The following is a 22,254-nucleotide window of genomic DNA, read 5'->3' as shown; positions in this document are numbered from 1 at the left end:
ATAGTAAGAAGGTCAAACAATAACTCAGGAGGCTACCATGATAAAAGTCGAAGATATGATGACACGTAACCCACATACTTTGTTACGTTCCCACCAACTTGCTGACGCAAAACATACCATGGAAGCACTAGATATTCGCCATATTCCCATTGTCGATGCTCATAAACAGCTTCTGGGAGTGGTATCACAACGTGACGTGTTGGCCGCGCAAGAATCAAGTCTACAGAACATACCCGAAAACCAATCCTTTACCCTAAATATCCCGCTCTATGAAGTCATGAAAACTGGGTTAATGACGGTGTCCCCTCAAGCTGGATTAAAAGAAAGTGCGCTCTACATGCAAAAACATAAAGTGGGCTGTCTACCAGTGGTCGAAAAAGGTCAACTCGTTGGTATCATTACCGATACTGACTTTGTGGCTATCGCCATCAACTTGCTGGAACTACAAGATGAAATGGAGCCAGAAGAAGTAGACTAAGGAATGCCTACCTTTTGTTATATGGCTGTCATAAAAAGATCCCTAGCGAGCCAAGACTATCAGGCTAGACTCGCTGGGAGCATTAGCTAAAACTGGTCCTCTTCTGTCGAGCCTGTTAATGCTGTCACAGAGGAGTTTCCTCCCTGAATAATGTTAGTCATTTTATCAAAGTAGCCAGTCCCAACTTCTTGCTGATGCGCAACAAAGGTATATCCCTTTTCTGCAGCTTTAAACTCGGGCCGCTGAACTTTCTCAACATAATGACGCATCCCCTCGCCTTGCGCGTAGTCATGCGCGAGTTCAAACATGTTAAACCACATATTGTGAATCCCAGCTAAGGTAATGAATTGGTATTTATAGCCCATATCCGATAACTCTTGCTGAAACTTTGCAATCGTCTCTGCATCAAGGTTTTTCTCCCAGTTAAACGAAGGAGAGCAGTTGTAGGCCAACAGCTGTTCTGGATACTGAGCATGAATCGCCTTAGCAAACTTGCGCGCTTCTTCTAAACAAGGCGTGGCGGTTTCACACCAAATAAGATCCGCATAAGGCGCATAAGCAAGGCCCCTGGAGATAGCTTGATCAATACCAGCACGCACGCGATAAAAACCTTCTTGAGTGCGCTCACCTTGAATGAAATCTTTATCATACGAATCACAATCAGAGGTCAAAAGATCCGCGGCATTAGCATCTGTACGCGCTATAACCAAGGTAGTCGTACCTGCAACATCTGCTGCCAAGCGCGCAGCGACCAGTTTTTGTACTGCTTCTTGGGTCGGCACTAAAACCTTACCGCCCATGTGACCGCACTTTTTCACTGAAGCAAGTTGGTCTTCAAAATGTACACCAGCCGCTCCAGCATCTACCATGGATTTCATCAGCTCATAAGCGTTGAGCACGCCGCCAAAACCCGCTTCAGCATCTGCAACAATAGGGAGGAAATAATCAATACCATCATCATCTGCTGATGATTTGCCGCTTGACCACTGGATTTGGTCTGCGCGACGAAATGAATTGTTGATCCTTTTCACCACCGAAGGTACTGAGTCTACCGGATATAAGGATTGATCTGGGTACATAGTCGACGCACTATTGTTATCAGCCGCCACCTGCCAACCGGACAAATAAATCGCTTCAATACCTGCTTTTGCTTGCTGGACGGCTTGGCCTCCTGTCAAAGCTCCAAGACAATTAACATAACCTTTCTTAGCATCACCATTGACCAAAGACCAGAGTTTGTCAGCACCACGCTGGGCGATAGTATTTTCAGGAACTATAGAGCCGCGTAAAGTCACCACTTCTTCGGCGCTATAAGGACGTTTTACATTTTTCCAACGCGGATTAGTTGCCCAGTCTTTTTCAAGTGCTTCAATTTGCTGGCGGCGAGTTAAGTTTGTCATCGTTATTTCCTTCTATTGATGAACGAATATAAATAGTGTTATTTCAGTGGTACTTCCTTTTTCCACTGCTGAATATTGACGTTGTTGGTGATTAACCTAAGTTGGTCGTATTTAATCGAGATAGTCGTAACCTGGTATAGTGAGAAAGTCACTCAACTCATCACTGGTCGTAAGCTTTGTCATTAAATCAGCCGCTTCCGAAAAACGACCAGACTGATAACGCTTATCACCAAGTTCTGCTTTAACTACATTGATTTCTTCACTTAAATAGCGCTCAAACAGTGCTTTCGTTACCACTTGGCCGTTATCTAAAGTTTTACCATGCTTGATCCATTGCCAAATAGATGCTCTTGAAATCTCAGCTGTTGCCGCATCTTCCATCAGCCCATATATAGGCACACATCCATTACCCGAAATCCAAGCTTCGATATACTGCAAAGCGACTCGAATATTATGACGCATTCCTTGCTCGGTTCTCTCACCTTGGCAAGGCTTGAGTAGCTCTTGAGCTGAAATAGGTAAATCATCGGAGCGAGTCACATCAAGTTGATTATTCCTTTCATCCAAAACATGGCTAAAGATCTTCATGGCTGTTTCTGCTAATCCGGGGTGAGCCACCCAAGTTCCATCGTGGCCATTTCGAGCTTCAAGTGATTTATCTGTTTGGATTTTATCGAGCACTTTCTGATTTTGCTCAGGATCCTTGGCGGGAATAAACGCCGCCATTCCTCCCATAGCAAATGCACCTCGAAGGTGACAAGTGCGAATAAGTAAGCGCGAATAAGCGTTTAGAAAGGGCTGTTCCATAGTGACAGTCTGCCGGTCAGGTAAGACACAATCAGGATGATTTTTTAGCGTTTTGATATAACTAAATATGTAATCCCAACGGCCACAATTGAGGCCAACAATATGCTCTTTAAGCGCAAACAAAATTTCATCCATGACAAACACGGCTGGAATTGTTTCGATAAGAACTGTCGCTTTAATCGTACCAATATCTAAACCATAATACTGTTCTGTAAAGTGGAAGATTTGGCTCCACCACTGAGCTTCTTGGTAAGATTGAAGCTTAGGAAGATAGAAATAAGGGCCACTACCGTTGTTTATAAGTGTCTGATAGTTATTATGGAAATAAAGCGCAAAGTCGAATAAAGAGCCGGGGATAGGTTTGCCATTAAAAGTAACATGTTTTTCTTTAAGGTGGATGCCTCTTACTCGACAAATCAGCACCGCAGGATCACTTGCTAACCGGTATTTTTTACCCGTTTCTGGATTGGTGTAGGAAATCGTACCATTAACTGCATCACGCAAATTTACCTGTCCATCAAGCAACTGCTGCCAATCTGGGGACATTGAATCTTCGAAGTCTGCCATAAACACTTTTACATTGGCATTAAGTGCGTTTATAACCATTTTACGATCTGTTGGCCCAGTTATTTCAACACGGCGATCCTGAAGATCGTTGGGAATTTCACCAACCTTCCAATCACTGTCTCTGATTTCTTGGGTATCCGGATCGAAGTCAGGTAAAGATCCAGCATCAATGCAAGCCTGATATTCTTCACGGGCGGTCAATAATACTTGATTTTGACCAGCAAATTTCTCACATAAGAGAGACAAAAAGCTCTGACACCCATCAGAAAAAATCGCTTGATGCTCTAGTGATAGGTCAGTGGTTATCTCTAAGCCGCCTTTATTCAAACCTTTTCCTTGTGCTTGCTTAACTGTATTTTCTTCAGGTGAAGTATTCAAAAGCATTTCCTTTACCTTCCTTGGTTAACAATCCAAGTATGGCGCTTGTAACTCATACAAAGCCAGTCAATAAAAATTACATATGTAACTATAAAACAACAAAGCCACGGTATTATCTATACCCTGCGTTGGGCTAAGATTAACTCTAAACATAGATAACACTTGGTCACTAGGTAGTATTAAGTCGTCCTAAAACTTTAATTAAACTATAACAGCAAAGATTAAATAAAAAGTCTTTAAGAGCGTAAAAAACAAAATTCAATATTTTATCTTTTTGACTTTAAGTTATTGATTTTTCATTGTTGTTGAAATTTAATTTCGTAAATAAATTACCAACAACAATCAACCTGAAGAGTTTTCAAACAAGCGTTTAATTTTTTTCAACAAGCAGTTAGGCGTTATACTCTGATGTATAAGCACAGCGGATATAGTCACTTCAAACAAACAAGATGAAAGGGATTGTAAAATTGACACTGTGAAGTTTCACTATTTAATGAAACCTTCGCCAAGAGATGGCTGTGAAATTTTACAAGTCAAAGTTCACTAATAGAATAAAAAACCATTAAAGGAAGACAAACCAGTGAGTAAAACTGGTTACAATAGAGAATAGATCATAATCACTACACTTAAAATAGATCAGAAACGACTTGTGCTAGCTGATTGAAGGTGTTGACTCTTGAAGAGCTGGGTCTCCAGACCAAACCAATATGTCGGTGAGCTTGCTGCTCTGGCGGTTCGACAACAACGAGGTTTTGATTCTCAATTAGTCCATGATCGATTGCCATCTGGGGAATAAAAGTAGTGCCCATCCCATTAGCAACCATTTGAACAAGAGTATGTAGACTTGTTGCGGAGAAAGGATTGATCTTTTCTTTACTTGTTAGCTGACAAGCTGACACAGCATGCTCGGTAAGGCAGTGCTCTTTCTCAAGCAGAAAAACAGATTCATCGGGTAAGTCATCATACTTAATAGGAGTACGTATTGCATTGGCCTGATGACGGCTAATAATCATTTTAAATGGATCACTACCCACAATTTTGCTTTCCATCCCACCTATATCAACAGGTAAAGCAAGGATTAACACATCCAATTCACCATGGCGCAGCGCCGCAAGTAAATTGTTTGTTGTATCTTCTCGAAGGAGTAAATTGAGCATAGGAAAACTTCGATTCACTTCTTGCACCAAATCACATAGTAAAAATGGTGCTATGGTTGGGATACAACCTACTCGCAGTTGTCCCTGCATCTCATCACCCTGACAAATACGGCCAAGTTCAACCAAATCTTGCCCCTTGGCCAATAGTTCGCGACCTTGCTTAACCACTTGCTTACCAGCCAAGGTAAAAACAAGCGGCCCCTTCTTATCTTTCTTTTCATAAAGCGGGCAACCGATCAGCTCTTCAAGGTTTTGAATGCCTTTACTCAGAGTTGATTGACTGACAAAGCACTTTTTTGCTGCCTCACTAAAGTGGCGAGTTTCATGCAAGGTGATCAAGTAATGTAATTGTTTGAGATTAGGCCATTTAATCATAATTATATTTTTAAAATATCTCTATCTAGTGAGCAGCGTATAGATTTCAACCTATCGATTTTATCGATTAACTTAATCTATTTATTTCGCTTTTTTCAATACTACAATCTGTACTATAGTTTGTCTCGCACAAACACGGACCAAACCAAAATTACTCAACATGGTTTGGCACTAACCATACTTTTTAGGAGCAAAAAAATGGTACTAGTAGGTCGTCAAGCCCCTGACTTTACTGCGGCAGCTGTTCTAGGTAACGGTGAAATCGTTGATAACTTCAACTTTGCAGAATTCACTAAAGGTAAGAAAGCGGTTGTTTTCTTCTACCCACTAGATTTCACGTTCGTTTGCCCGTCAGAGCTTATCGCATTCGACAACCGTCTTGCTGATTTCCAAGCTAAAGGCGCTGAAGTAATCGGTATTTCTATTGACTCTCAGTTCTCTCACAACGCATGGCGTAACACTGCTATCGAAGATGGTGGCATTGGTGAAGTTAAATACCCACTAGTTGCAGATGTGAAACACGAAATCTGTAAAGCTTACGATGTTGAGCATCCAGAAGCAGGCGTTGCATTCCGTGGTTCTTTCCTAATTGACGAAGAAGGCGTTGTTCGTCACCAAGTGGTTAACGATCTACCGCTAGGCCGTAACATTGACGAAATGCTACGCATGGTTGACGCTCTAAACTTCCACCAAAAGCACGGTGAAGTATGCCCTGCACAATGGGAAGAAGGTAAAGCTGGTATGGATGCATCGCCAAAAGGTGTTGCAGCATTCTTATCTGAGCACGCTAGCGATCTAAGCAAGTAATAGTTTTGATACCGGCTATATAAACAGATGGCCTAAATCGGTGCAAAGAATACTATCCTAAAGAGTCCAAACATTGTTTGGACTCTTTTTATATGATTTCTAACCTAATAATATTGAGCAAAGCGGTATATATAAAAAGACATGGTATTGGTAAAAAGACAAAAAGTATCGACCTAAAGACTTTATCTAACTTGGTACTTTAAAGTCAAAAATACTCTCCTTATGATAAGCTCAATACCGCTTAAGAAGGAAAGATTGTTTTTCTTCACCAACGATGACCCAATGGAGATTCAACACATGGCCTACTTTTCTCTCGCTTTTGGCACGGCAACAAAAAACCGTGATGGAAAAATTATTGAAGCCTTTTTCCCTCACCCAACCCTAGCGCCAATCGATGCTCTTGTTGATTCACTGGCTGAAATCACTGGTTATCAGCAAGGTAATCAAGCTATAGAAATATCTGCCAATCAAAGTGCACAACTTGCCAGAGCATTCGAGAATAACGGCGATACAAACCACGCAGCGTTTGCAGCAAAAGCAGCCGAATCTAACCAATCTCTGGTACTTGTTATTCTTGCCAATGACGAAAAGCCATCATCTGTTGCTGAAGGCTTCCTTAAATTGCAGCTTATCTCTAACCGTCTTGTACTACCTCATGGTACTGTCCTCGATGGCATTTTTGGCCTACTGCACAACATAGCATGGACAAACGAGGGGCCAATTGATCTTCCTGAACTTGCTGAACGTCAAATTGAAGCTCGCTTAGCAGGACGCCACTTGTCTGTTAATTGTGTTGATAAATTCCCCAAAATGGTTGATTACATAGTACCGGAAGGTGTGCGTATTGCCGATACAGCGCGCGTTCGCCTTGGTGCACATGTGGGTGAAGGCACAACGGTTATGCACGAAGGGTTCATCAATTTCAATGCAGGAACAACTGGCGTAAGCATGGTTGAAGGTCGCATTTCTGCCGGTGTCGTGGTTGGCAATGGTTCTGATATTGGTGGCGGTGCCTCAATTATGGGCACACTCTCTGGCGGCGGCTCAGTGGTAGTATCTATCGGCGAAAGTTCACTACTCGGTGCTAACGCAGGGCTAGGTTTCCCACTAGGCGATCGTTGTACAGTCGAGTCTGGTTTGTATGTTACAGCTGGTGCTAAAGTTCTCATGCTCGATTCACAAGGCAATGAAGTAGAGACAATCAAAGCACGCGAGCTTGCAGGCGTATCCGACTTACTCTTTCGCCGTAACTCAGTCACGGGGCAGATTGAATGTCTAGCGAACAAAACGGCAGTGGAGCTCAACTCTGAGCTACATAGCAACAATTAAGTTTTAGCTAATGCTAACAACGATAAAAGCTGATGTAGAACCATCAGCTTTTTTATTTGAGATGAATAATCATACCTTGAATGCATTACCCAGGATGCCCATCAATTCTAGGTTTAAGCAACATAAAACCAAACTTAAGTACATATAAAGTAAATGCCAAAAACCATAGTAAACCGCTGATGTTGACCAGCAAGATTATTTGCTCAGGCCAGAACGCCACTCCAACACTACGTATTAAAGCCGCTGTCATTAGCATAGCAAAAGAGATTGCCATATTAGGGCCTTGATAAATAGAGTACCCTGTATGTCCCATAGTCACACGGGTGATCATCGCGAGAACTAACCCACCAAGCGCACCAATCGCAAATAAATGCAGCATAGTGTGAGCTGCAAACGCATTACTTAACCCTGCGCGTAATAACAGGCTAATCGGTATACATAAATAAGCCAAATGTAGCGACCATAGTAAAGGCTCTTGGTAGGTTCGCCAAGGCTTCCATCTCATCACTATAATCAAATGCGCCAGTCCAGATAACAACAGCAGAAATTGGCCAAATTGAGTCAATATTGACGGAGAAAAACTAATAACAAACAATGTAATCAAAGGCAAAATAGCTAGCCACTCAAGCCAAGCTATAGATTGAGGCTTTTGAAAATTTAACCGACGAGCGGTAAAAAATGGGATAACTCTCGCTCCCATGACTGAGAGTAAAAGAGTAAACCACCATAACATCGCCTGCCATACAGCAGCAGAAGAGAAAGGAACTATACCTTGTAGTGATGAATAACTGGCTAAGTTTGCAAATATAGCCAATACAAATAAAGGAATAAAGAATGCGTTGCGCCAACCTTTGGCTTTTAGCACTCGAAATCCTGTCTCATATGCCGCTAGAGCAATAAATAAGGTCTCTATAGTTGCTATAAGCCACACTGGCGATTCGGTCCAGAACAACACTCTAGGAATGACCCATAAACTGACCAGCAGCGCCAGCCTATAACTTTTGGTACCATTTATTCCTGTCCAGTTCTGTACCGCTGTCAAGACAAAACCCACAACAATGGCCATAGAAAAACCAAACAGCATCTCATGTACATGCCACCATAGAGCGGGGACTTGTAAGCTATCAGACTGGCCTGCTTGAAACATCCACACCCAAAGTGCAATAGCAATCGCTGCATAGCTGGCGCCAAGAAGGAAAAAGGGCCGAAAGCCAAGACGAAAAATGGGCACAATGGCATCTTCTATTTTTTTATCACTGATATTGATCACCGCATATCCTCTTCCAAAAACTGATTACTAGACCAACTAACAACAGTACCCAGAGCAATATTTATTCCAAACCTATAAAGCCTTATTTCATCTATGTACTCATACTTTTTCATGTCATTTACACCCAAGCAATAAAGAGTCACAATGACACTATGGATTCATAATAAACACAGAATAATTAAATAAATCATCAAGAAAACCATTGTATAAATGCACTAAAATAAGTACGGAGCAAACAAAGCTGTTATCTTTGATGTTTAGCCTCTCAATTAAGTTAAAAGAAAAGGGCCAAATTGATAGAAAAGGGTTGAGTTGATAAAAAAAGGAAGGAACGTGACGACTTATATATTTGGTTATGGCAGCTTAATTAACTCAGCATCAAGGCAATTGACAGGTCAAACAGGCCCTGCTCACCCTGCCGTTATTCACGGGTTCAAACGCATATGGGGAAAGCTGGATACAAGCTATACTTTGTCACCTTTGGTGGTACAAAAGGGGCAAGGGCTGGTCAACGGGGTGTTAATTGAAATTGAGCAAAGTGAACTGCCAGAGTTTGATGCCAGAGAACGCAGTTACCAGCGCGTTCAAGTATCCCTGTATGAGATTGATGCCACTCATTCGCTCACCGCAAATGATCATATCTGGTTATATATTAATAATGACGCCAAGCAGCCCTGTGAGCAAGTCCCTATCATGCAAAGCTATGTAGATACCGTACTCGCTGGCTGCCTAGATATTTCAGAGTCTTTTGCCAAGCAATTTATAGAACATACCTTAGGTTGGCACTGTCCACGTCAAAACGATCGCCATACGCCACAATATGCCCATTTGGCCGGCGTGCAGCAACATCATTATTGCTTGATAGATAAACTATTAAAGGGAGCCTAAGCTCCCTTGGTTTGTAAAATATCGTGAGGCTTAGAATTTATATTCGATTCCGCCGTAAATAGTGTCTAAATCTACCTTTGCATCATCAAACTCAGGTGACGCTTTACGATAACCAAGATTAAGCAGCCAGTTTTGATTTAGTGCATAGCCTGTTTCAATACCATAAGTCAGCGTGGTATCTGTCTTGGTGTTGTATGTCTCATTTGGCTCATCGCGGTTATATAAAAAATATCCCAACCCCAAGTGAGCACCTAAGTAAAAGTCGGTACTTCCGAAAAAATACTTAGGCTTGATATTAACGCCTACCGAAGCAAAATCCTCTTCTATATTCTGCCCGTAATCAATCTCACCATAATGAGCTAAATCAGCTTCCACCCCAACTATAAAGTTTTCATGTAGCTCAAAGCTATAACCCGCATTTAAAGAAAATCCAGCTTCAGTTTTATCTGCATCCGTACCATCCGCAGTAAAATTCGTTGACATTACATCGGCGCCAATATACCAACCATCATTTACATATTCTGAGCCCACTGCTTGAAACGAAGCCGCGGCGACAAGTGCGGCTAAGACTGCTTTTTTCATTTTTATCACCTATTATTTGATTCATTACACAAAAAACCGATGAATAATAGAGTGATATTAAGAATAAAAAAACAAATGACAATATGCGCATTTATTTATATCACATTGAGTGTTATCAATTGAGTGAATAATAACCAAATTAGTATTAGGGAACATGATATCCAGTTGAATATATTGAAAGTTCTCTTTTTTAATACACTACTATTACTATAGGAAACAATGATTTTATTAGGTTATACAGCCAATAATGCAGATAACTTACCGGCCACAATGGCAGCAGCTTAAAATCGCCTTTTATCAGGATCGCATCCTGTATATTTATGTGCTGATCACGACCCTACTGGTGTACCTACTTTCGAGTATGTTTCTCGATAACCAGTCGTTAAAATTTGATCCTTTTATCTATCTTGATATGCTAATTCAAGTTTGCTACATATCCTTTCTTATCTGGGCAACAGGGTTTTATCTGTTCCTTGCTTATAATAGAACGCCTCACCCGTTACACCACTTTGTCAAAGCAATCAAAAGTAGTATCAATCCCTCACACAAAGCCTTGAGTTTTATATTCTTAATACTTGCTTTAAACTTTACCTTTTCCAGCTACACCTTTATTAAGCCCCTTATCCCACAGATCAACCCTTTTCAATATGATCGATTATTTCACCAACTCGATCAATGGCTACATTTGGGCTATACGCCTTGGCAAATTACGCACTACATTTTTAGTAGCGCGATAGCAACCAGCATATTGAACATTCTGTATCATCTATGGTTTTTGTTAAAATGGGGGGCGATATTGTTTTTTATCGTCCGGCGAGATTTGATTCAGTTAAGAGTTCAATTCCTGCTCACTTTCCTTTCTAGCTGGCTATTGATTGGAGGACTCGGCGCTATTGCTCTATCCGCAGCAGGTCCATGTTACCTGCATTTACTTGACCCTGATGCACTTTACTACCAACCGCTGATGCAAAGACTCATTGAACAGAATCATGAATTAACCCAACTTGGCTGGTTTCGAGTGTGGGTACTTGATGTTCAAGATACACTATGGCAAATGCATATTAGTCAACAACAGTCCATAGGTGGAGGCATTTCAGCTATGCCGAGCATGCATGTTTCCATCGCAGTGTTAATGGCTCTTGCTGCTTATCGTTATAATAAAAGATTAGGATTAGTAATGTGGTTATATGCTATTACTATTCAAATAGGCTCTGTACACCTCGCTTGGCATTATGCGGTCGACGGTTATTTTAGTGCCATATTTACCGTATGTTTATGGAAAGGAATTGGCTGGATACAAAACCACTTTGGCCAATCCAATAAGGTATAATCCCTCACAGTTACACCATTTTATCTTTATTGATGACGATAAGATCATTAAATTGTCATCATTCTGCTGTAATGTTTTTGCGTTAGGTAAACGATTAATAATTTGGCAAGTAAAGCATGTTTTCTATTTTTAAAACCTTTTTCTGGCTCGGCTGGATAAGCTTTGGTGGCCCAGCTGCCCATATAGGCTATTTTCGGCATACTTTTGTTAACAATCTCAAATGGTTAGATGACAAGGAATATACTCAGCTAGTGGCGCTAAGCCAGTTTTTACCTGGGCCAGGCTCTAGTCAAGTTGGCTTTGCCATAGGGTACAAACAAGGAGGTTTATTCGGCGCTATAATGGCGTTTATAGGCTTTACTCTACCCTCTATAATCCTCATGCTAGGCCTTGCTCTGCTTAGCAGCCAGTTGAACCAAAGCCCTTTATTTCAGAGTATTGTTCATGGTCTGAAGCTTTTAGCCGTAGTCGTAGTTGCCGATGCCACATGGGGAATGTATAAAAGCTTCTGTAAACAGAGACTAACGGTGAGTTTATGCTTAGTGACTGCTGCGACGCTACTGATAGTGCCAAGTATTTTCTCGCAAGTGATAGTATTGATTCTTGCTGCGATTATTGGCGCCAAATACTTGCGTTCAAATGAATTAAGCTCTGGTAATAACTTTCACCCTACTGCTTGGCCTATAGTAATCTTCTGTTTTTTGCTCATCGCTCTGCCATTGCTGATATCAGACATACCAATTTTAAACTTGTTTAATGATTTTTTTCAAGCTGGGAGTTTAGTCTTTGGTGGCGGGCATGTAGTGCTACCGTTACTACAGAACATAGTTGGGGAACAGATATCTCAGGATGCTTTTCTTACTGGCTATGCCGCCGCGCAAGCTGTGCCTGGTCCGATGTTTACTTTTGCAACCTACATTGGCTATCAGCTAATGCCACAATCACCTATTATTGGCGCCTTGGTAGCGACATTAGGTGTTTTTCTGCCCGGATTTCTGCTATTGCTTGGTGTTTTAAAACAGTGGCAATGCCTTGCCAAAACTCCGAAAGTGTCTGGGGCTTTGAATGGAGTTAATGCCGCCGTCGTCGGATTGCTTTTAGCGGCACTCTATCAACCCGTTTTTACTAGTGCCGTAATTAACTCTTCCGACTTGGTATTTGTTCTTATTGGTTTCTATCTGCTCAAAGAATTAAAATTGCCCATCATATGGATAGTCAGTAGCTTTATTCTCATCGGTATACTTAGAGTCTAACAATGAGCCACTTCAGCTACTGGCTGAGTTACTCTCTAGCAGAAATACCTGCCGATGTTTGCTCACGTACCAAGGCCAGTGCTCGCTCTAGGTTTTCATTCGCTACCTTATAGTATGAAGTTTTACTATCAATCGCTTGCTGTAAGTATGGAATGGCTTGATCGGGCTTACCTTGCAATATAAGGAAATACCCAACATTATTGAGCGCTTCCGGCTTTTCCATGTGTCTTGAAAACACATTAACCGCTCGAGTGATTTCCCCTTTACCTAAATAAATCAAAGCAAGGTTATTGAGTGCTTTTTCATCATTTGGTTTTTTTTTCAATGCCTGCAGAACAAAACGTTGAGCTTTTCTGTATTCGCCGGACATATAAAATGAATAACTAACATTAATTAAGGTCTTTATAGAATCAGGTTTTATACTCAAGGCTTGTTTATAAAAAGCTTGCGCTAGCTTGTGCTCAGAGTCTACATCCGCAATCACTCCTAGACCCATATATGCGTATTCTGGAGAATACTTATCAACCTGCAACTTTACAATTTGCTCTGGTTCTAACTGATCCTTATAACTAATACTGGTATTAGTGCTCAATCGTAATTGATCTGCGTTAATCGCTCGATAAAAGTAACTCTTACCCAACTCCAAATCGCCCATTTTACTGTATATAGTGCCTAACTGCTCCAACACTTTAATATTGTCTGGGTTCGTCTCAACACCCATTAAAAACGCTTTCTCAGCAAGAGTAAGGTTTCCTCTCGACTGGTGGATACGGCCAATATTATAAAGGGCACGATCTTTGTATTCACCATTTTCAAAAGACATCGAGCGAATATATTCGTACAAAGCCAAATCACTATTGCCACTACTCAGTGCGGCATCTCCTCGCGAAATTGCTTCCTGTTCTGTTTTGGGAGGGTCCTCAGAAGATAAAGTATCAATGGGTTTACCATCATACAGCGAAGTATCTACACTAGGTTGATTGGATGCACAAGCAGTCAAAAGCATTACAATTAAAGATAACGAGGTAAAATGAAGTCCTTTCATAACGGGGTCCTTAGTTATCCGTTTCCTAAACTCGAAGTAAACAGCAACATCGATGGGCCGATCGCCACAATAAAGAAACATGGCCAGATAAATAACAATAATGGAAAAATCATCTTAGTGGGTATTTTGGCCGCAATTTCCTCAACTTCTTGATTTCGCTTGTCTCTATAATCTTCCGTATACTCACGTAAAGTCTGAGATAAGCTGCCTCCAATACGCGATGCATGAGCAAGCATAGTGACCAAACCTGCAATCTCCGTCAGCCCTGTGCGATCGATTAAATCATCAAATGCATCAGACATTTCAACCCCTGCATTAATCTTTACACACACTGTATCTAGCTCATCAGCAAAGTCCGGATGAGATATATTAATTTCGTCAGCCACTCGCCTTAAGGCAGCATTGAAACCTAACCCAGACTCAGTACATACCACAAGTAAATCCAAAGCATCCGCAATACCACCACGGATTTTCTTTTGACGCTTATCTACTTGATAATTTAGCATAATATTTGGCGCATACAAGCCAGCACCTACGCCCACTACCATGACTAAATTTAACATCGACATTTCTGGAAACAGAAAATATAACGCAGCAGCTAAAGCCAGACCCAAAACTAAAGAGATACCTTTAAAAGCATAAAATACGGTCAGCGCATCAGCGTCATGATAGCCAGCGTGCATTAGCTTATGCCTAATACTCTCACTTTCTTTCGAATTTGAGCTTTTCATCATAGGCGCTAGCGACTCTAATGTATGATCAAACTTACGATTTTTTTTCAATCTATTAGCGCTGTTCGCATTTTTCATTTGCTCCAACCTAGAGCGTATAGGAGATTTTGAGCCTACAAAAAGTAGCGATAAGGTAAATACTATTAATATCGTAGCAACTAAGATAACACCGAGTAACAAGGTCTCTTCGTCAAGATTATAAGCGGCAAACTGACTAAGTAAATACTCCATACTAGACCTCAAAGTTAATGATGTTACGAATCCACATTGAGCCAATAAACAAGCTGAACACGCCCCCACTGACTAACGTCATCCCTCTTGGATCAGTATAAAGAGGCTCTACGTAAGCTGGATTAATAAAACTGAGGAAAACAAATAATATGAAAGGGGAAAGTACTAATATCCAAGCTGATAAACGACTTTCAGCCGATAACGTTTTGATCTTTCTTTGTAATTTAAACCTTGACCTTAGCACCTGTGATACTTTTTCAAGATTTTCAGATAAATTTCCCCCCGTTTCTTTTTGCAGTATTACTGCACTGGAGAAAGCTAGCATCGAAACGGTTGGTGTTCGTTCTGCCATCTGCATAATGGCCATTCTCATATCATAACCATAATTAAGTAGATTAAAGGTATTTTTAAATTCAACACCGATTGGATCAGGCATCTCAATGCCAACTTCATTAAAGGCTTGAGTTACAGGCTGTCCAGCTTGAAGCATACGCCGCATAATATCGAGAGCCTCGGGTAACTGTTCTTCAAATGCTGCCAGTCGATCTGAAATTTTTTTATTAAGCCAAAAATACAAACAGCTCCATACCCCCACTATCGAGGCTAAGCCAACATAGAAAGGTTGACCGATAAGTAACACGATAAAAAGTGCGCAAACAGATAAAATGATAGTGACTAGCAAAGTTTGAGATAAGCTCCAATCGTATCCAGACAGCTCAATCATCTTTTTCAACGATGATAATGCCGGTACTTTGACGAGTTTTCTGTCGACGGGCGTTAAACTTTTTAAGTAATGCTCCTGTAGCAGAGAACGCGCTTCTTCATCTAATCGAGACTGAGACTCCTTTAAACGCTCAGAAAGTTCTTTATGTTTTGCTTTGCTTCCCGCAGCTGGAAGAATCAACGCTTGCGAAATAAAAACGACCGCAAAGAAGAGTAAAATAATAAATAATGTGGAGTCTTGTAACATGCCTAGCCTCCCTATAAAAATGACTCGTTGAAAATATCAAATGGTATGTGTAACCCTTTTTTTGCTAGCTGATCATGGCATTGAGGTACTACCCCTGTAGCAGTAAACCTACCAATAACATTACCTTCTTCATCCATTCCTTTGCGATGAAATCTAAAAATTTCAGACATAGTGATGATTTCTCCCTCCATGCCATTTATCTCACAAATACTCACCATACGACGTTTACCATCTTCCTGGCGTTCCATTTGCACCACCAGATGGATCGCTGATGCTATTTGAGATCTCAAATTTTTAGCTGACATATTCCACCCAGCCATAGCAAACATGTTTTCAACCCGCGATAATGCATCTCTTGGCGTATTAGCATGAATAGTTGCCAAAGAGCCATCGTGACCCGTATTCATAGCAGCCAGCATATCAACCGCTTCTGACCCCCTCACCTCACCAAGAACAATACGATCCGGGCGCATACGCAACGCATTCTTTACCAAATCTCTCTGAGTAATCTCACCTTTACCTTCAAGGTTAGCGGGGCGGGTTTCTAGCCTAACAACATGAGGCTGTTGTAATTGTAACTCGGCTGAATCTTCTATCGTCACAATGCGATCATCTGATGGAATAAAGTTGGAGAAAATATTGAGCGTGGTAGTTTTTCCAGAACCTGTACCTCCAGAAATAAGTACATTCATTGCCCCCGTTACCGCTGCTTCTATAAACTTAGCCATTTCTGGAGAGAGGGAATTAAAATTAAGGAGGTTATCCATATTTAGCTTTTCAACAGCAAAACGCCGGATTGAGACCGAAGAGCCATCAAGGGCTAATGGCGGAATAATCGCATTTACACGTGAACCATCAGTTAATCTTGCATCTACCATAGGTGAAGCTTCATCAATTCTTCGCCCAACTTGGCTAACAATTCTATCGAGAATATTGCGTAAATGCCGCTCGTCAAGAAAGGTATAAGGAGTAAGCTCTAGTTTACCTCGCCGCTCGACAAACACATGCTTGGGACCATTAACCAATATATCAGAGACAGAAGCATCATTGAGCAATGGCTCTAAAGGCCCCAAACCAAATACCTCATCTTCAATCTGCTGAATAACATGCTTGCGCCCTTCTGCACCTAACGCATGGGTTTTATCTTCAGCCATAAGTTGTACGATAGCATCATGAAGCTCTTTCTTTGCTCTATCCAACTCAAAACTTGCCAAAAGTCCCAAGTCAAGAGTTTCAAGTAGCCTTTGATGATAATAGTGTTTTACTGACAATTCTTGCTCAAGTTGTCTCTTGGCTTCCTCAACTGCATGCTCTTTCGCCTCAGCTTCGAGCTTTCTTCGCTCTTGAAGCGTTTCTGTACCTTGATTTTTAGGCTCTTGAACAATATTGGGGATAGCTTCATCTTGAGTAGTACTCTTCTGTTGTTCTATTTCCGCGACTTTTTGTTGTAGATCAGAGTTGATGTTTTTGCGCTTAAAAAGCATATAAAGTCCCTTTTTGTCATAATTAAGAAAACAGCTTTTTAAACCACCTTTTTTGCTCTTCTTGGTCAGGCAATAATGAAGCGGCCAACTTTTTCACTGATTTAGCAATCGAGCTATTCTGTTTTGCTTGGATGTAAGGCCGACCTAAATTGGCACTTTCCAAAGCAATTTTAAAATCGTTAGGGATGGTATGAACTTGAACATGTCCAACTGTATCTTCAACATCCTTTAACTTGATTGACTGACGACTTTCGTATCTATTAACAACAACCTCCATATGCTCTTTCGCTACACCAAATTCAAAAGTCAGTAGCTTCATTAATTGTGTCGTGTTTTTTAGCGCAACAAGGTTTTGTTGAGTAATTAAAAATATCTTTGTTGCAGGAGAAATAACCGATGAAAAAATACGGTCCAAGCCTCTGGACATATCGACAACTACATAGGGATAGCGCTCTCGAAGAACTGGAATCAGCTTATTCATATGTTGCGCTTTCTCAAAATTATCTTGACTATTGTCTCTCTTGAATCCAATAGTATGAAGACCTGAGTCGTGCTTTGTCACCAGACTACCCAAAGACACTTCATCTAGATCGGCTACATTAGCGATTGCATCAGCTAAGCCATATGTTCCATTAATATTGAGATAATCTTCGATTACACCAAATTGCATATCAAGGTCTAAAAGAAGTACTTCGTTAGGATTATGTCTTGCAAGAGTAATCGCCGTATTTAAAGCAATCATTGAAGCACCGACCCCACCTTTAGTGTTCATAAAAACTAATAGTTCTCCAAGATGGCGATTTTCTACTTTCTCTTCTGCGACATTTTTTAAAAGAGGGGCAAATTCATCTAGCATAGCCTTATCAGAAATAAAATCCGTTGCTCCAATACGCAACGCAATTTTCAAAGCCCCGTTGTCACTCTCATTACCGAACACTATCAAAGATGCATCGTGACCAGCATCATGAGATTCAGGAGCATCAAACTGCTGCAGTTCAACGATCTTTTGTGCCCAGTTAGGTCCTGTTTCAACAAAAATGAGATCAGGTGGGGTGAAATGTACAAGATTACTAACCACTAAACCATGAAATGCAATCATCTCAAAACTGATACTCTGGCACTTAGACAATTGTTGGCTAATATGCACCTTAAATGTATCCGACGAATAAAAAACCCAGACTGTTAAACTGGTTTTAAGTCGAATAGGGCACTCTCCATTTGGTGATAGCTTAACTGCCTCTCCCATAAACCCTCTCTTAGCAATCCGTACTATTATCGGGATTGGTCGACGTTTCTCTGTGACGACCTAAGTTCTCCCGGGGGCGCGTTGTTTCAAATTCAGGTACCGCTAACATTCCAGTTAAGCTGACAAAACTGAGTAGCCCAGTAAATTGATATTCAAAATCAACTACTTTTGCTCTTACATACTCAATTGTAGAAAAAACATCATCATCTGTCAGAGTTCCTGTAATAACATTTCCTGAAGCATCCAAATATTCAATGGTTAAATTTGCCGCTGAAAAACCAACGGGAGCATTAGTAGATAGTGATAATGCAGGAATATCATTTCTATCTTCAACTCGGCATACTACTGCCAATCTAGCAGCTACTCGAGTCATATCATTTACCACCTGTAAAGAATATATATACCGACCCACTTCAATAACAGCAAATATCAGCAACAGTAATGTCGTAGACACTAGAGTAAATTCAATAATACTCAGGCCTTTTTGCCGTTTCATGGCGCAGTCCTCATCATCGCTGAAACATTGAGCGGAACGTTAAAATTAACAGATGAGCTAAAGCCAGAAATAATAGGGGTGTAATTATGATTGATAGTGATTGTGACGTAACCACTGGCATGATTGATGGAAACATGTGATGTGGTTATCCCCGATAATAAAGAAGAAGCACCAGAGCCTGTATGGCCATATACCACCATGTTCTTTATTTCATCGACATCCGCTATTTGGTCATAGCTGGCAGTTCCTGTTACACCGGAAGTCGCATAGCGAACACCACTTTGTGCCATTTTATTAAGTGTCGTGTATTGTATAAATGCATTACCAAATTCAGTGATAGCCATCAAAATCATCATCAATACTGGAACTGCAATCAACATTTCAACTGCTGCAAGTCCCGTTTGTTTACGTTTGATTCTAATAGAAAACATCACGACTCCTCCCCACTCGGATCTTTATACAAAACGATTGTATAAGGACCATCATCAGATGAGTTTTGACCTGGATTTCCTCCTCCAGCCGAACAGCTCTCAAGATATTCACCCACAATAGGGTCTTTACTTCCATTAGTAGTAGGTGCTTGCTGGAGAATAAAAAAACAACCTAGGCCTGTGACAGTAAAAGAGCTAGTACCACCACTGGCACTCGAACAGTCTACAACCGGTACTGAAATTGTCCTTCGGCCATGTTGACCACCTGATGAAGCTGTGCAATCTGCATCACCGGTACAATCAGGAAGCGCAGCTATATAATCTTCATATCCCCATGGTGTTCCACCAGTACCACTAGTGTCTGAATAAACAATATTACCATCTTTATCCATGCTCGCTGTGCTAGCTGGCTCTTTTACATAAATATCGGGGGGGAAATCATTGGCAGATAAACCACCACCACTATAGACACCAAAGCGGGTATTAAGCCCTTGACCTACTGGACCAACTGAGTTTCCAGGTTTGGTTATGACCGTATCCCCGATAGCAACACTACCCACATAATCACCAGCCAAAGCTTGCCGAACCGTGCTAGAACCAGAACCAAAATCAAGCAACTGAAAATTGCCGCTGCCCATAGAGCTTAACTTCTGATCCGCTACTTTCAGTGGGTATAAATTGCCAGGAGTATAACCATTGACGCCAGGCTCACTCCCTTCACATACAGCCATTGGTACTACATTAACATCAATGGCTGCAGTACTTGGACCAGCAACAGCACTCACTCTAAGTTGTTTATTAACGCCGAATAAATGAGCAAAAAAGTTATCTAGTGGGTAAGAACTAATCGTCACTCGAACAAAAGTATCGAGACTGGAATTGTAGCCAGCTTGTGGAAAAATGCTTGGATCGTTAGAGTATTCAACTGACACACTAGCAGATGAAAAGTCCATTTCATCATTGCCCGTTGCTCCTGCCATATTAGTCAAAGTACTGTTAACGGCACCAGTTGCATCCGTGTTGCTTCCCTGACCATCCAAAACCACAGCTGCAGCTAACGCTGCGGCATCGACACTGTTCTGCAACCGTGTTTTATTGAGAACGGCATGGCTAACATCAATTGATAAAGCTGCAATACCTATCAATGAAAGCATCGCAGCTGTGACCATTACTAACACTAAGCCTTTCTGTCGATTTGGCATTCTCCGACATTGCCTTGAACTGGTCATAATACTATCCTTAAGAGCGGTTAATTTTTCCCCTCTGTAACAAATTGACTATCGGTGCCTTCTAAGTCTGTATCCTGTTTTCCGGTATAGACTTGGTTTACACCTTCCATCCTTTCACCACTACCTGTAGGAATTATCGCCATGTTATCTCTGGTCGCATTTAAGTTATAGGTTTGTTCAGCCCTTAGTGTAAGGACATGACCACCCAAGTTTTCTGCATGGTTCACACACCCCCCAAGCAATATAGAAAAGCAGAAAGTACTTAGAATTAACTGTTTAATATTCATCATCGCTGCCTCTATAAGCTATGTCCAAAAGTACCTTCGGTTCCACCTTTTGAGTGATCCATAATACTCGCCTCTTCTAAATAACCTTTCTGACGCTGGTTATCTGGAGCGATGTAAGCACCTCGTCCCAATAAGTAATATTCAAAATCACTGGGCTCGATAAATGAGTCGGTAGGAAGAGACACTTTATTTCTATCAACAGGCTTTGCTAGCCTTGGTGTAACCAAAATCACCAATTCAGTTTCACCCGAAATATACTCTTGACTATTAAACATCTGGCCAATAATAGGAATATCACTAAACCCTGGCATCTCAGAAACTACATCCCTGACATTTTCACTAATAAGCCCCGCAATACCAATAGTTTGGCCATCGGCAAGTTCCAAAGTCGAAGAGGCACTTCGCCTCGTTATTGGCGGAATATTATACGTAGAGTTAGTTCCGCTAAGTGACAAGGTTAGTGATGAAGTATTGGCAATTTCACTAACATCAATCGCTAAGTTAAGGTTAATTTTCTTATCACTCAGAACCGTAGGAATAAACTTCAATCCTACACCATACTCTTTGTACTCAATTGTGATGCCATCGTCATCCGGAACTGGAATCGGGAACTCTCCACCAGCTAAAAACTCAGCTTTCACACCACTGAGAGCTGTTAGGTTAGGTTCAGCTAATACTTTTGCTGTACCATTTTGCTTAGCAATATCCAGAGCAAAAGAAAATAAAGTATTGCTGTCAATAAATGATCCTAGCAATCCGGTGCTATCGATTGATGGAGAGGTAAAAACTGGAGAAACTGCGGTTGCTGTCGTCGGCAAAGATGCTCCTGCTGATGTGCCTCCCCATGAAATATCACCACTTTTTTGGAAGAAGTGAAAATTTGCATCAAACTTTCTGACTAAACTTCTTTGGACCTCGGCAACCGTGACTTCCAACATCACTTGCTGTGCCCCTCCAATACTCATAAGGTTAATAACTCCAGTCTTATCTGTCTGTTCACTCAAAGAAGTCGTCTCTTTATCTACTTGCTCACCTGCGGCATAAGTCTCCGCTACTCTCAAAGCAATATTCATCGCTGATTGACTACTAATTATTCCACTTAATATCAAACGATTTTGTGCACTATGGACTTTAATCTCTTCATCAGGTAAGAATTCATATAATTTTGCTTTAAGACTGTTAAGGTCATGAGTAACTTCAATATTTATCGACTCAATCAAACGACCACGGCTATCCCAAGCCATAAGGTTTGTCGAACCAAGTTTTTTACCAATCAGAAAAACTTCATCAGATTTAAGCATCACAATATCCAAAACTTCAGGATCACCAAGTGATACACGCTTGGCTTTCCCCGCTAAAGTGACATGCGTAGATTTATGATGAGGAACCAACACTGCCTTTCCTGACTGAGCAGCTGCAAAGGAAACCTCAACCTGGAAAAATAATAATGAAATAATGGTGATTAAAATTCGCATACTTGACC

General features: G+C 41.1%; 21 protein-coding genes. 6 read left to right on the top strand and 15 right to left on the bottom strand.

All coding sequences use genetic code 11. The features are described from left to right. The first annotated feature begins 37 nt into the window (after positions 1-37). Positions 38-478, top strand: a complete 441-nt coding sequence (locus OCV27_RS03040; protein ID WP_125320058.1) for a CBS domain-containing protein — start codon at positions 38-40, stop codon at positions 476-478. Positions 479-564: 86 nt separating this feature from the next. Here OCV27_RS03040 and aceA read toward each other — a convergent pair whose 3' ends face one another. From aceA to OCV27_RS03025, 3 genes are all read right to left on the bottom strand, one after another. Beyond that, entirely contained in the window at positions 565-1,878 is a 1,314-nt protein-coding gene (aceA, locus tag OCV27_RS03035) for an isocitrate lyase (protein WP_125320059.1), read from the bottom strand. Positions 1,879-1,989: 111 nt separating this feature from the next. Further along, on the bottom strand, positions 1,990-3,636 hold the full coding sequence (gene aceB / locus OCV27_RS03030; RefSeq protein WP_125320060.1) for a malate synthase A: 1,647 nt from the start codon (positions 3,634-3,636) through the stop codon (positions 1,990-1,992). A 620-nt stretch (positions 3,637-4,256) separates the two neighbouring features. After that, positions 4,257-5,162 carry a hydrogen peroxide-inducible genes activator gene (locus OCV27_RS03025; protein ID WP_337969366.1) on the bottom strand — a complete coding sequence of 302 codons (906 nt, stop codon included), beginning with the start codon at positions 5,160-5,162 and terminating at the stop codon, positions 4,257-4,259. A gap of 198 nt (positions 5,163-5,360) precedes the next feature. Between OCV27_RS03025 and OCV27_RS03020 the strand changes: the two genes are divergently transcribed. Together OCV27_RS03020 and dapD are read left to right on the top strand one after the other, a co-directional pair. Beyond that, complete coding sequence (locus tag OCV27_RS03020) at positions 5,361-5,969, top strand: peroxiredoxin (protein WP_171359562.1); 609 nt, start codon at positions 5,361-5,363, stop codon at positions 5,967-5,969. Positions 5,970-6,266: 297 nt separating this feature from the next. Then, positions 6,267-7,298, top strand: coding sequence for a 2,3,4,5-tetrahydropyridine-2,6-dicarboxylate N-succinyltransferase (dapD, locus tag OCV27_RS03015; RefSeq protein ID WP_125322603.1), 1,032 nt, complete (start codon positions 6,267-6,269; stop codon positions 7,296-7,298). Positions 7,299-7,383: 85 nt separating this feature from the next. Here dapD and OCV27_RS03010 read toward each other — a convergent pair whose 3' ends face one another. Next, positions 7,384-8,568, bottom strand: a complete 1,185-nt coding sequence (locus tag OCV27_RS03010; protein ID WP_125322604.1) for an NnrS family protein — start codon at positions 8,566-8,568, stop codon at positions 7,384-7,386. A 333-nt stretch (positions 8,569-8,901) separates the two neighbouring features. On the opposite strand from OCV27_RS03010, the gene OCV27_RS03005 reads away from it, so the two are divergent. Further along, positions 8,902-9,456: a gamma-glutamylcyclotransferase family protein gene (locus OCV27_RS03005; RefSeq protein ID WP_125322605.1), complete on the top strand. Its 555-nt coding sequence runs from the start codon at positions 8,902-8,904 to the stop codon at positions 9,454-9,456. 30 nt (positions 9,457-9,486) lie between these two features. Here OCV27_RS03005 and OCV27_RS03000 read toward each other — a convergent pair whose 3' ends face one another. Further along, positions 9,487-10,038 carry an outer membrane beta-barrel protein gene (locus tag OCV27_RS03000; protein WP_125322606.1) on the bottom strand — a complete coding sequence of 184 codons (552 nt, stop codon included), beginning with the start codon at positions 10,036-10,038 and terminating at the stop codon, positions 9,487-9,489. A gap of 247 nt (positions 10,039-10,285) precedes the next feature. On the opposite strand from OCV27_RS03000, the gene OCV27_RS02995 reads away from it, so the two are divergent. Both OCV27_RS02995 and chrA read left to right on the top strand, forming a co-directional pair. Next, the gene (locus tag OCV27_RS02995) at positions 10,286-11,368 is read left to right on the top strand and encodes a phosphatase PAP2 family protein (RefSeq protein ID WP_185759819.1); all 1,083 of its coding nucleotides are present in this window, start codon (positions 10,286-10,288) and stop codon (positions 11,366-11,368) included. Between the two features lie 116 nt (positions 11,369-11,484). After that, complete coding sequence (chrA, locus tag OCV27_RS02990) at positions 11,485-12,621, top strand: chromate efflux transporter (protein WP_125322608.1); 1,137 nt, start codon at positions 11,485-11,487, stop codon at positions 12,619-12,621. Positions 12,622-12,649: 28 nt separating this feature from the next. Here chrA and OCV27_RS02985 read toward each other — a convergent pair whose 3' ends face one another. From OCV27_RS02985 to OCV27_RS02940, 10 genes are read right to left on the bottom strand one after another with little or no spacing between them, the layout of a single operon-like run. Then, positions 12,650-13,666 (bottom strand): tetratricopeptide repeat protein, encoded by a 1,017-nt coding sequence (locus OCV27_RS02985; RefSeq protein ID WP_125322609.1) that lies wholly within the window; start codon positions 13,664-13,666, stop codon positions 12,650-12,652. Between the two features lie 14 nt (positions 13,667-13,680). Beyond that, positions 13,681-14,628 carry a type II secretion system F family protein gene (locus OCV27_RS02980; RefSeq protein ID WP_125322610.1) on the bottom strand — a complete coding sequence of 316 codons (948 nt, stop codon included), beginning with the start codon at positions 14,626-14,628 and terminating at the stop codon, positions 13,681-13,683. 1 nt (position 14,629) lies between these two features. Then, positions 14,630-15,598 carry a type II secretion system F family protein gene (locus OCV27_RS02975; protein ID WP_125322611.1) on the bottom strand — a complete coding sequence of 323 codons (969 nt, stop codon included), beginning with the start codon at positions 15,596-15,598 and terminating at the stop codon, positions 14,630-14,632. Between the two features lie 11 nt (positions 15,599-15,609). Continuing rightward, positions 15,610-17,082, bottom strand: a complete 1,473-nt coding sequence (locus tag OCV27_RS02970) for a TadA family conjugal transfer-associated ATPase (protein ID WP_125322612.1) — start codon at positions 17,080-17,082, stop codon at positions 15,610-15,612. Positions 17,083-17,104: 22 nt separating this feature from the next. Further along, positions 17,105-18,328 (bottom strand): CpaE/TadZ family protein, encoded by a 1,224-nt coding sequence (locus OCV27_RS02965; RefSeq protein ID WP_125322613.1) that lies wholly within the window; start codon positions 18,326-18,328, stop codon positions 17,105-17,107. A 10-nt stretch (positions 18,329-18,338) separates the two neighbouring features. Continuing rightward, complete coding sequence (locus tag OCV27_RS02960; protein ID WP_125322614.1) at positions 18,339-18,824, bottom strand: TadE family protein; 486 nt, start codon at positions 18,822-18,824, stop codon at positions 18,339-18,341. Next, positions 18,821-19,255, bottom strand: a complete 435-nt coding sequence (locus tag OCV27_RS02955) for a TadE/TadG family type IV pilus assembly protein (RefSeq protein WP_125322615.1) — start codon at positions 19,253-19,255, stop codon at positions 18,821-18,823. Before OCV27_RS02955 ends, OCV27_RS02960 begins: the two co-directional genes overlap by 4 nt. Beyond that, on the bottom strand, positions 19,255-20,484 hold the full coding sequence (locus OCV27_RS02950) for a pilus assembly protein TadG-related protein (RefSeq protein ID WP_245986813.1): 1,230 nt from the start codon (positions 20,482-20,484) through the stop codon (positions 19,255-19,257). Before OCV27_RS02950 ends, OCV27_RS02955 begins: the two co-directional genes overlap by 1 nt. 20 nt (positions 20,485-20,504) lie before the next feature. Further along, entirely contained in the window at positions 20,505-20,771 is a 267-nt protein-coding gene (locus OCV27_RS02945; RefSeq protein WP_125322623.1) for a hypothetical protein, read from the bottom strand. An 11-nt stretch (positions 20,772-20,782) separates the two neighbouring features. Then, positions 20,783-22,246: a type II and III secretion system protein family protein gene (locus tag OCV27_RS02940; RefSeq protein ID WP_125322616.1), complete on the bottom strand. Its 1,464-nt coding sequence runs from the start codon at positions 22,244-22,246 to the stop codon at positions 20,783-20,785. Positions 22,247-22,254: the final 8 nt, after the last annotated feature.

Source organism: Vibrio pectenicida (genome assembly GCA_024347015.1).
Taxonomy (GTDB): domain Bacteria; phylum Pseudomonadota; class Gammaproteobacteria; order Enterobacterales; family Vibrionaceae; genus Vibrio; species Vibrio pectenicida.
The sequence above is the reverse complement of the archived record's forward strand: the minus strand, read 5'-3'. Positions and strand labels throughout refer to the sequence as shown.

What these genes read in the sequence shown, in the direction of transcription:
- OCV27_RS03040 (WP_125320058.1), top strand. Translation starts at nt 38, where the DNA reads ATGATAAAAGTCGAAGATATGATGACACGTAACCCACATACTTTGTTA.
- aceA (WP_125320059.1), bottom strand. Translation starts at nt 1,878, where the DNA reads ATGACAAACTTAACTCGCCGCCAGCAAATTGAAGCACTTGAAAAAGAC.
- aceB (WP_125320060.1), bottom strand. Translation starts at nt 3,636, where the DNA reads ATGCTTTTGAATACTTCACCTGAAGAAAATACAGTTAAGCAAGCACAA.
- OCV27_RS03025 (WP_337969366.1), bottom strand. Translation starts at nt 5,162, where the DNA reads ATGATTAAATGGCCTAATCTCAAACAATTACATTACTTGATCACCTTG.
- OCV27_RS03020 (WP_171359562.1), top strand. Translation starts at nt 5,361, where the DNA reads ATGGTACTAGTAGGTCGTCAAGCCCCTGACTTTACTGCGGCAGCTGTT.
- dapD (WP_125322603.1), top strand. Translation starts at nt 6,267, where the DNA reads ATGGCCTACTTTTCTCTCGCTTTTGGCACGGCAACAAAAAACCGTGAT.
- OCV27_RS03000 (WP_125322606.1), bottom strand. Translation starts at nt 10,038, where the DNA reads ATGAAAAAAGCAGTCTTAGCCGCACTTGTCGCCGCGGCTTCGTTTCAA.
- OCV27_RS02995 (WP_185759819.1), top strand. Translation starts at nt 10,286, where the DNA reads ATGCAGATAACTTACCGGCCACAATGGCAGCAGCTTAAAATCGCCTTT.
- chrA (WP_125322608.1), top strand. Translation starts at nt 11,485, where the DNA reads ATGTTTTCTATTTTTAAAACCTTTTTCTGGCTCGGCTGGATAAGCTTT.
- OCV27_RS02985 (WP_125322609.1), bottom strand. Translation starts at nt 13,666, where the DNA reads ATGAAAGGACTTCATTTTACCTCGTTATCTTTAATTGTAATGCTTTTG.
- OCV27_RS02980 (WP_125322610.1), bottom strand. Translation starts at nt 14,628, where the DNA reads ATGGAGTATTTACTTAGTCAGTTTGCCGCTTATAATCTTGACGAAGAG.
- OCV27_RS02975 (WP_125322611.1), bottom strand. Translation starts at nt 15,598, where the DNA reads ATGTTACAAGACTCCACATTATTTATTATTTTACTCTTCTTTGCGGTC.
- OCV27_RS02970 (WP_125322612.1), bottom strand. Translation starts at nt 17,082, where the DNA reads ATGCTTTTTAAGCGCAAAAACATCAACTCTGATCTACAACAAAAAGTC.
- OCV27_RS02965 (WP_125322613.1), bottom strand. Translation starts at nt 18,328, where the DNA reads ATGGGAGAGGCAGTTAAGCTATCACCAAATGGAGAGTGCCCTATTCGA.
- OCV27_RS02960 (WP_125322614.1), bottom strand. Translation starts at nt 18,824, where the DNA reads ATGAAACGGCAAAAAGGCCTGAGTATTATTGAATTTACTCTAGTGTCT.
- OCV27_RS02955 (WP_125322615.1), bottom strand. Translation starts at nt 19,255, where the DNA reads ATGTTTTCTATTAGAATCAAACGTAAACAAACGGGACTTGCAGCAGTT.
- OCV27_RS02950 (WP_245986813.1), bottom strand. Translation starts at nt 20,484, where the DNA reads ATGACCAGTTCAAGGCAATGTCGGAGAATGCCAAATCGACAGAAAGGC.
- OCV27_RS02945 (WP_125322623.1), bottom strand. Translation starts at nt 20,771, where the DNA reads ATGAATATTAAACAGTTAATTCTAAGTACTTTCTGCTTTTCTATATTG.
- OCV27_RS02940 (WP_125322616.1), bottom strand. Translation starts at nt 22,246, where the DNA reads ATGCGAATTTTAATCACCATTATTTCATTATTATTTTTCCAGGTTGAG.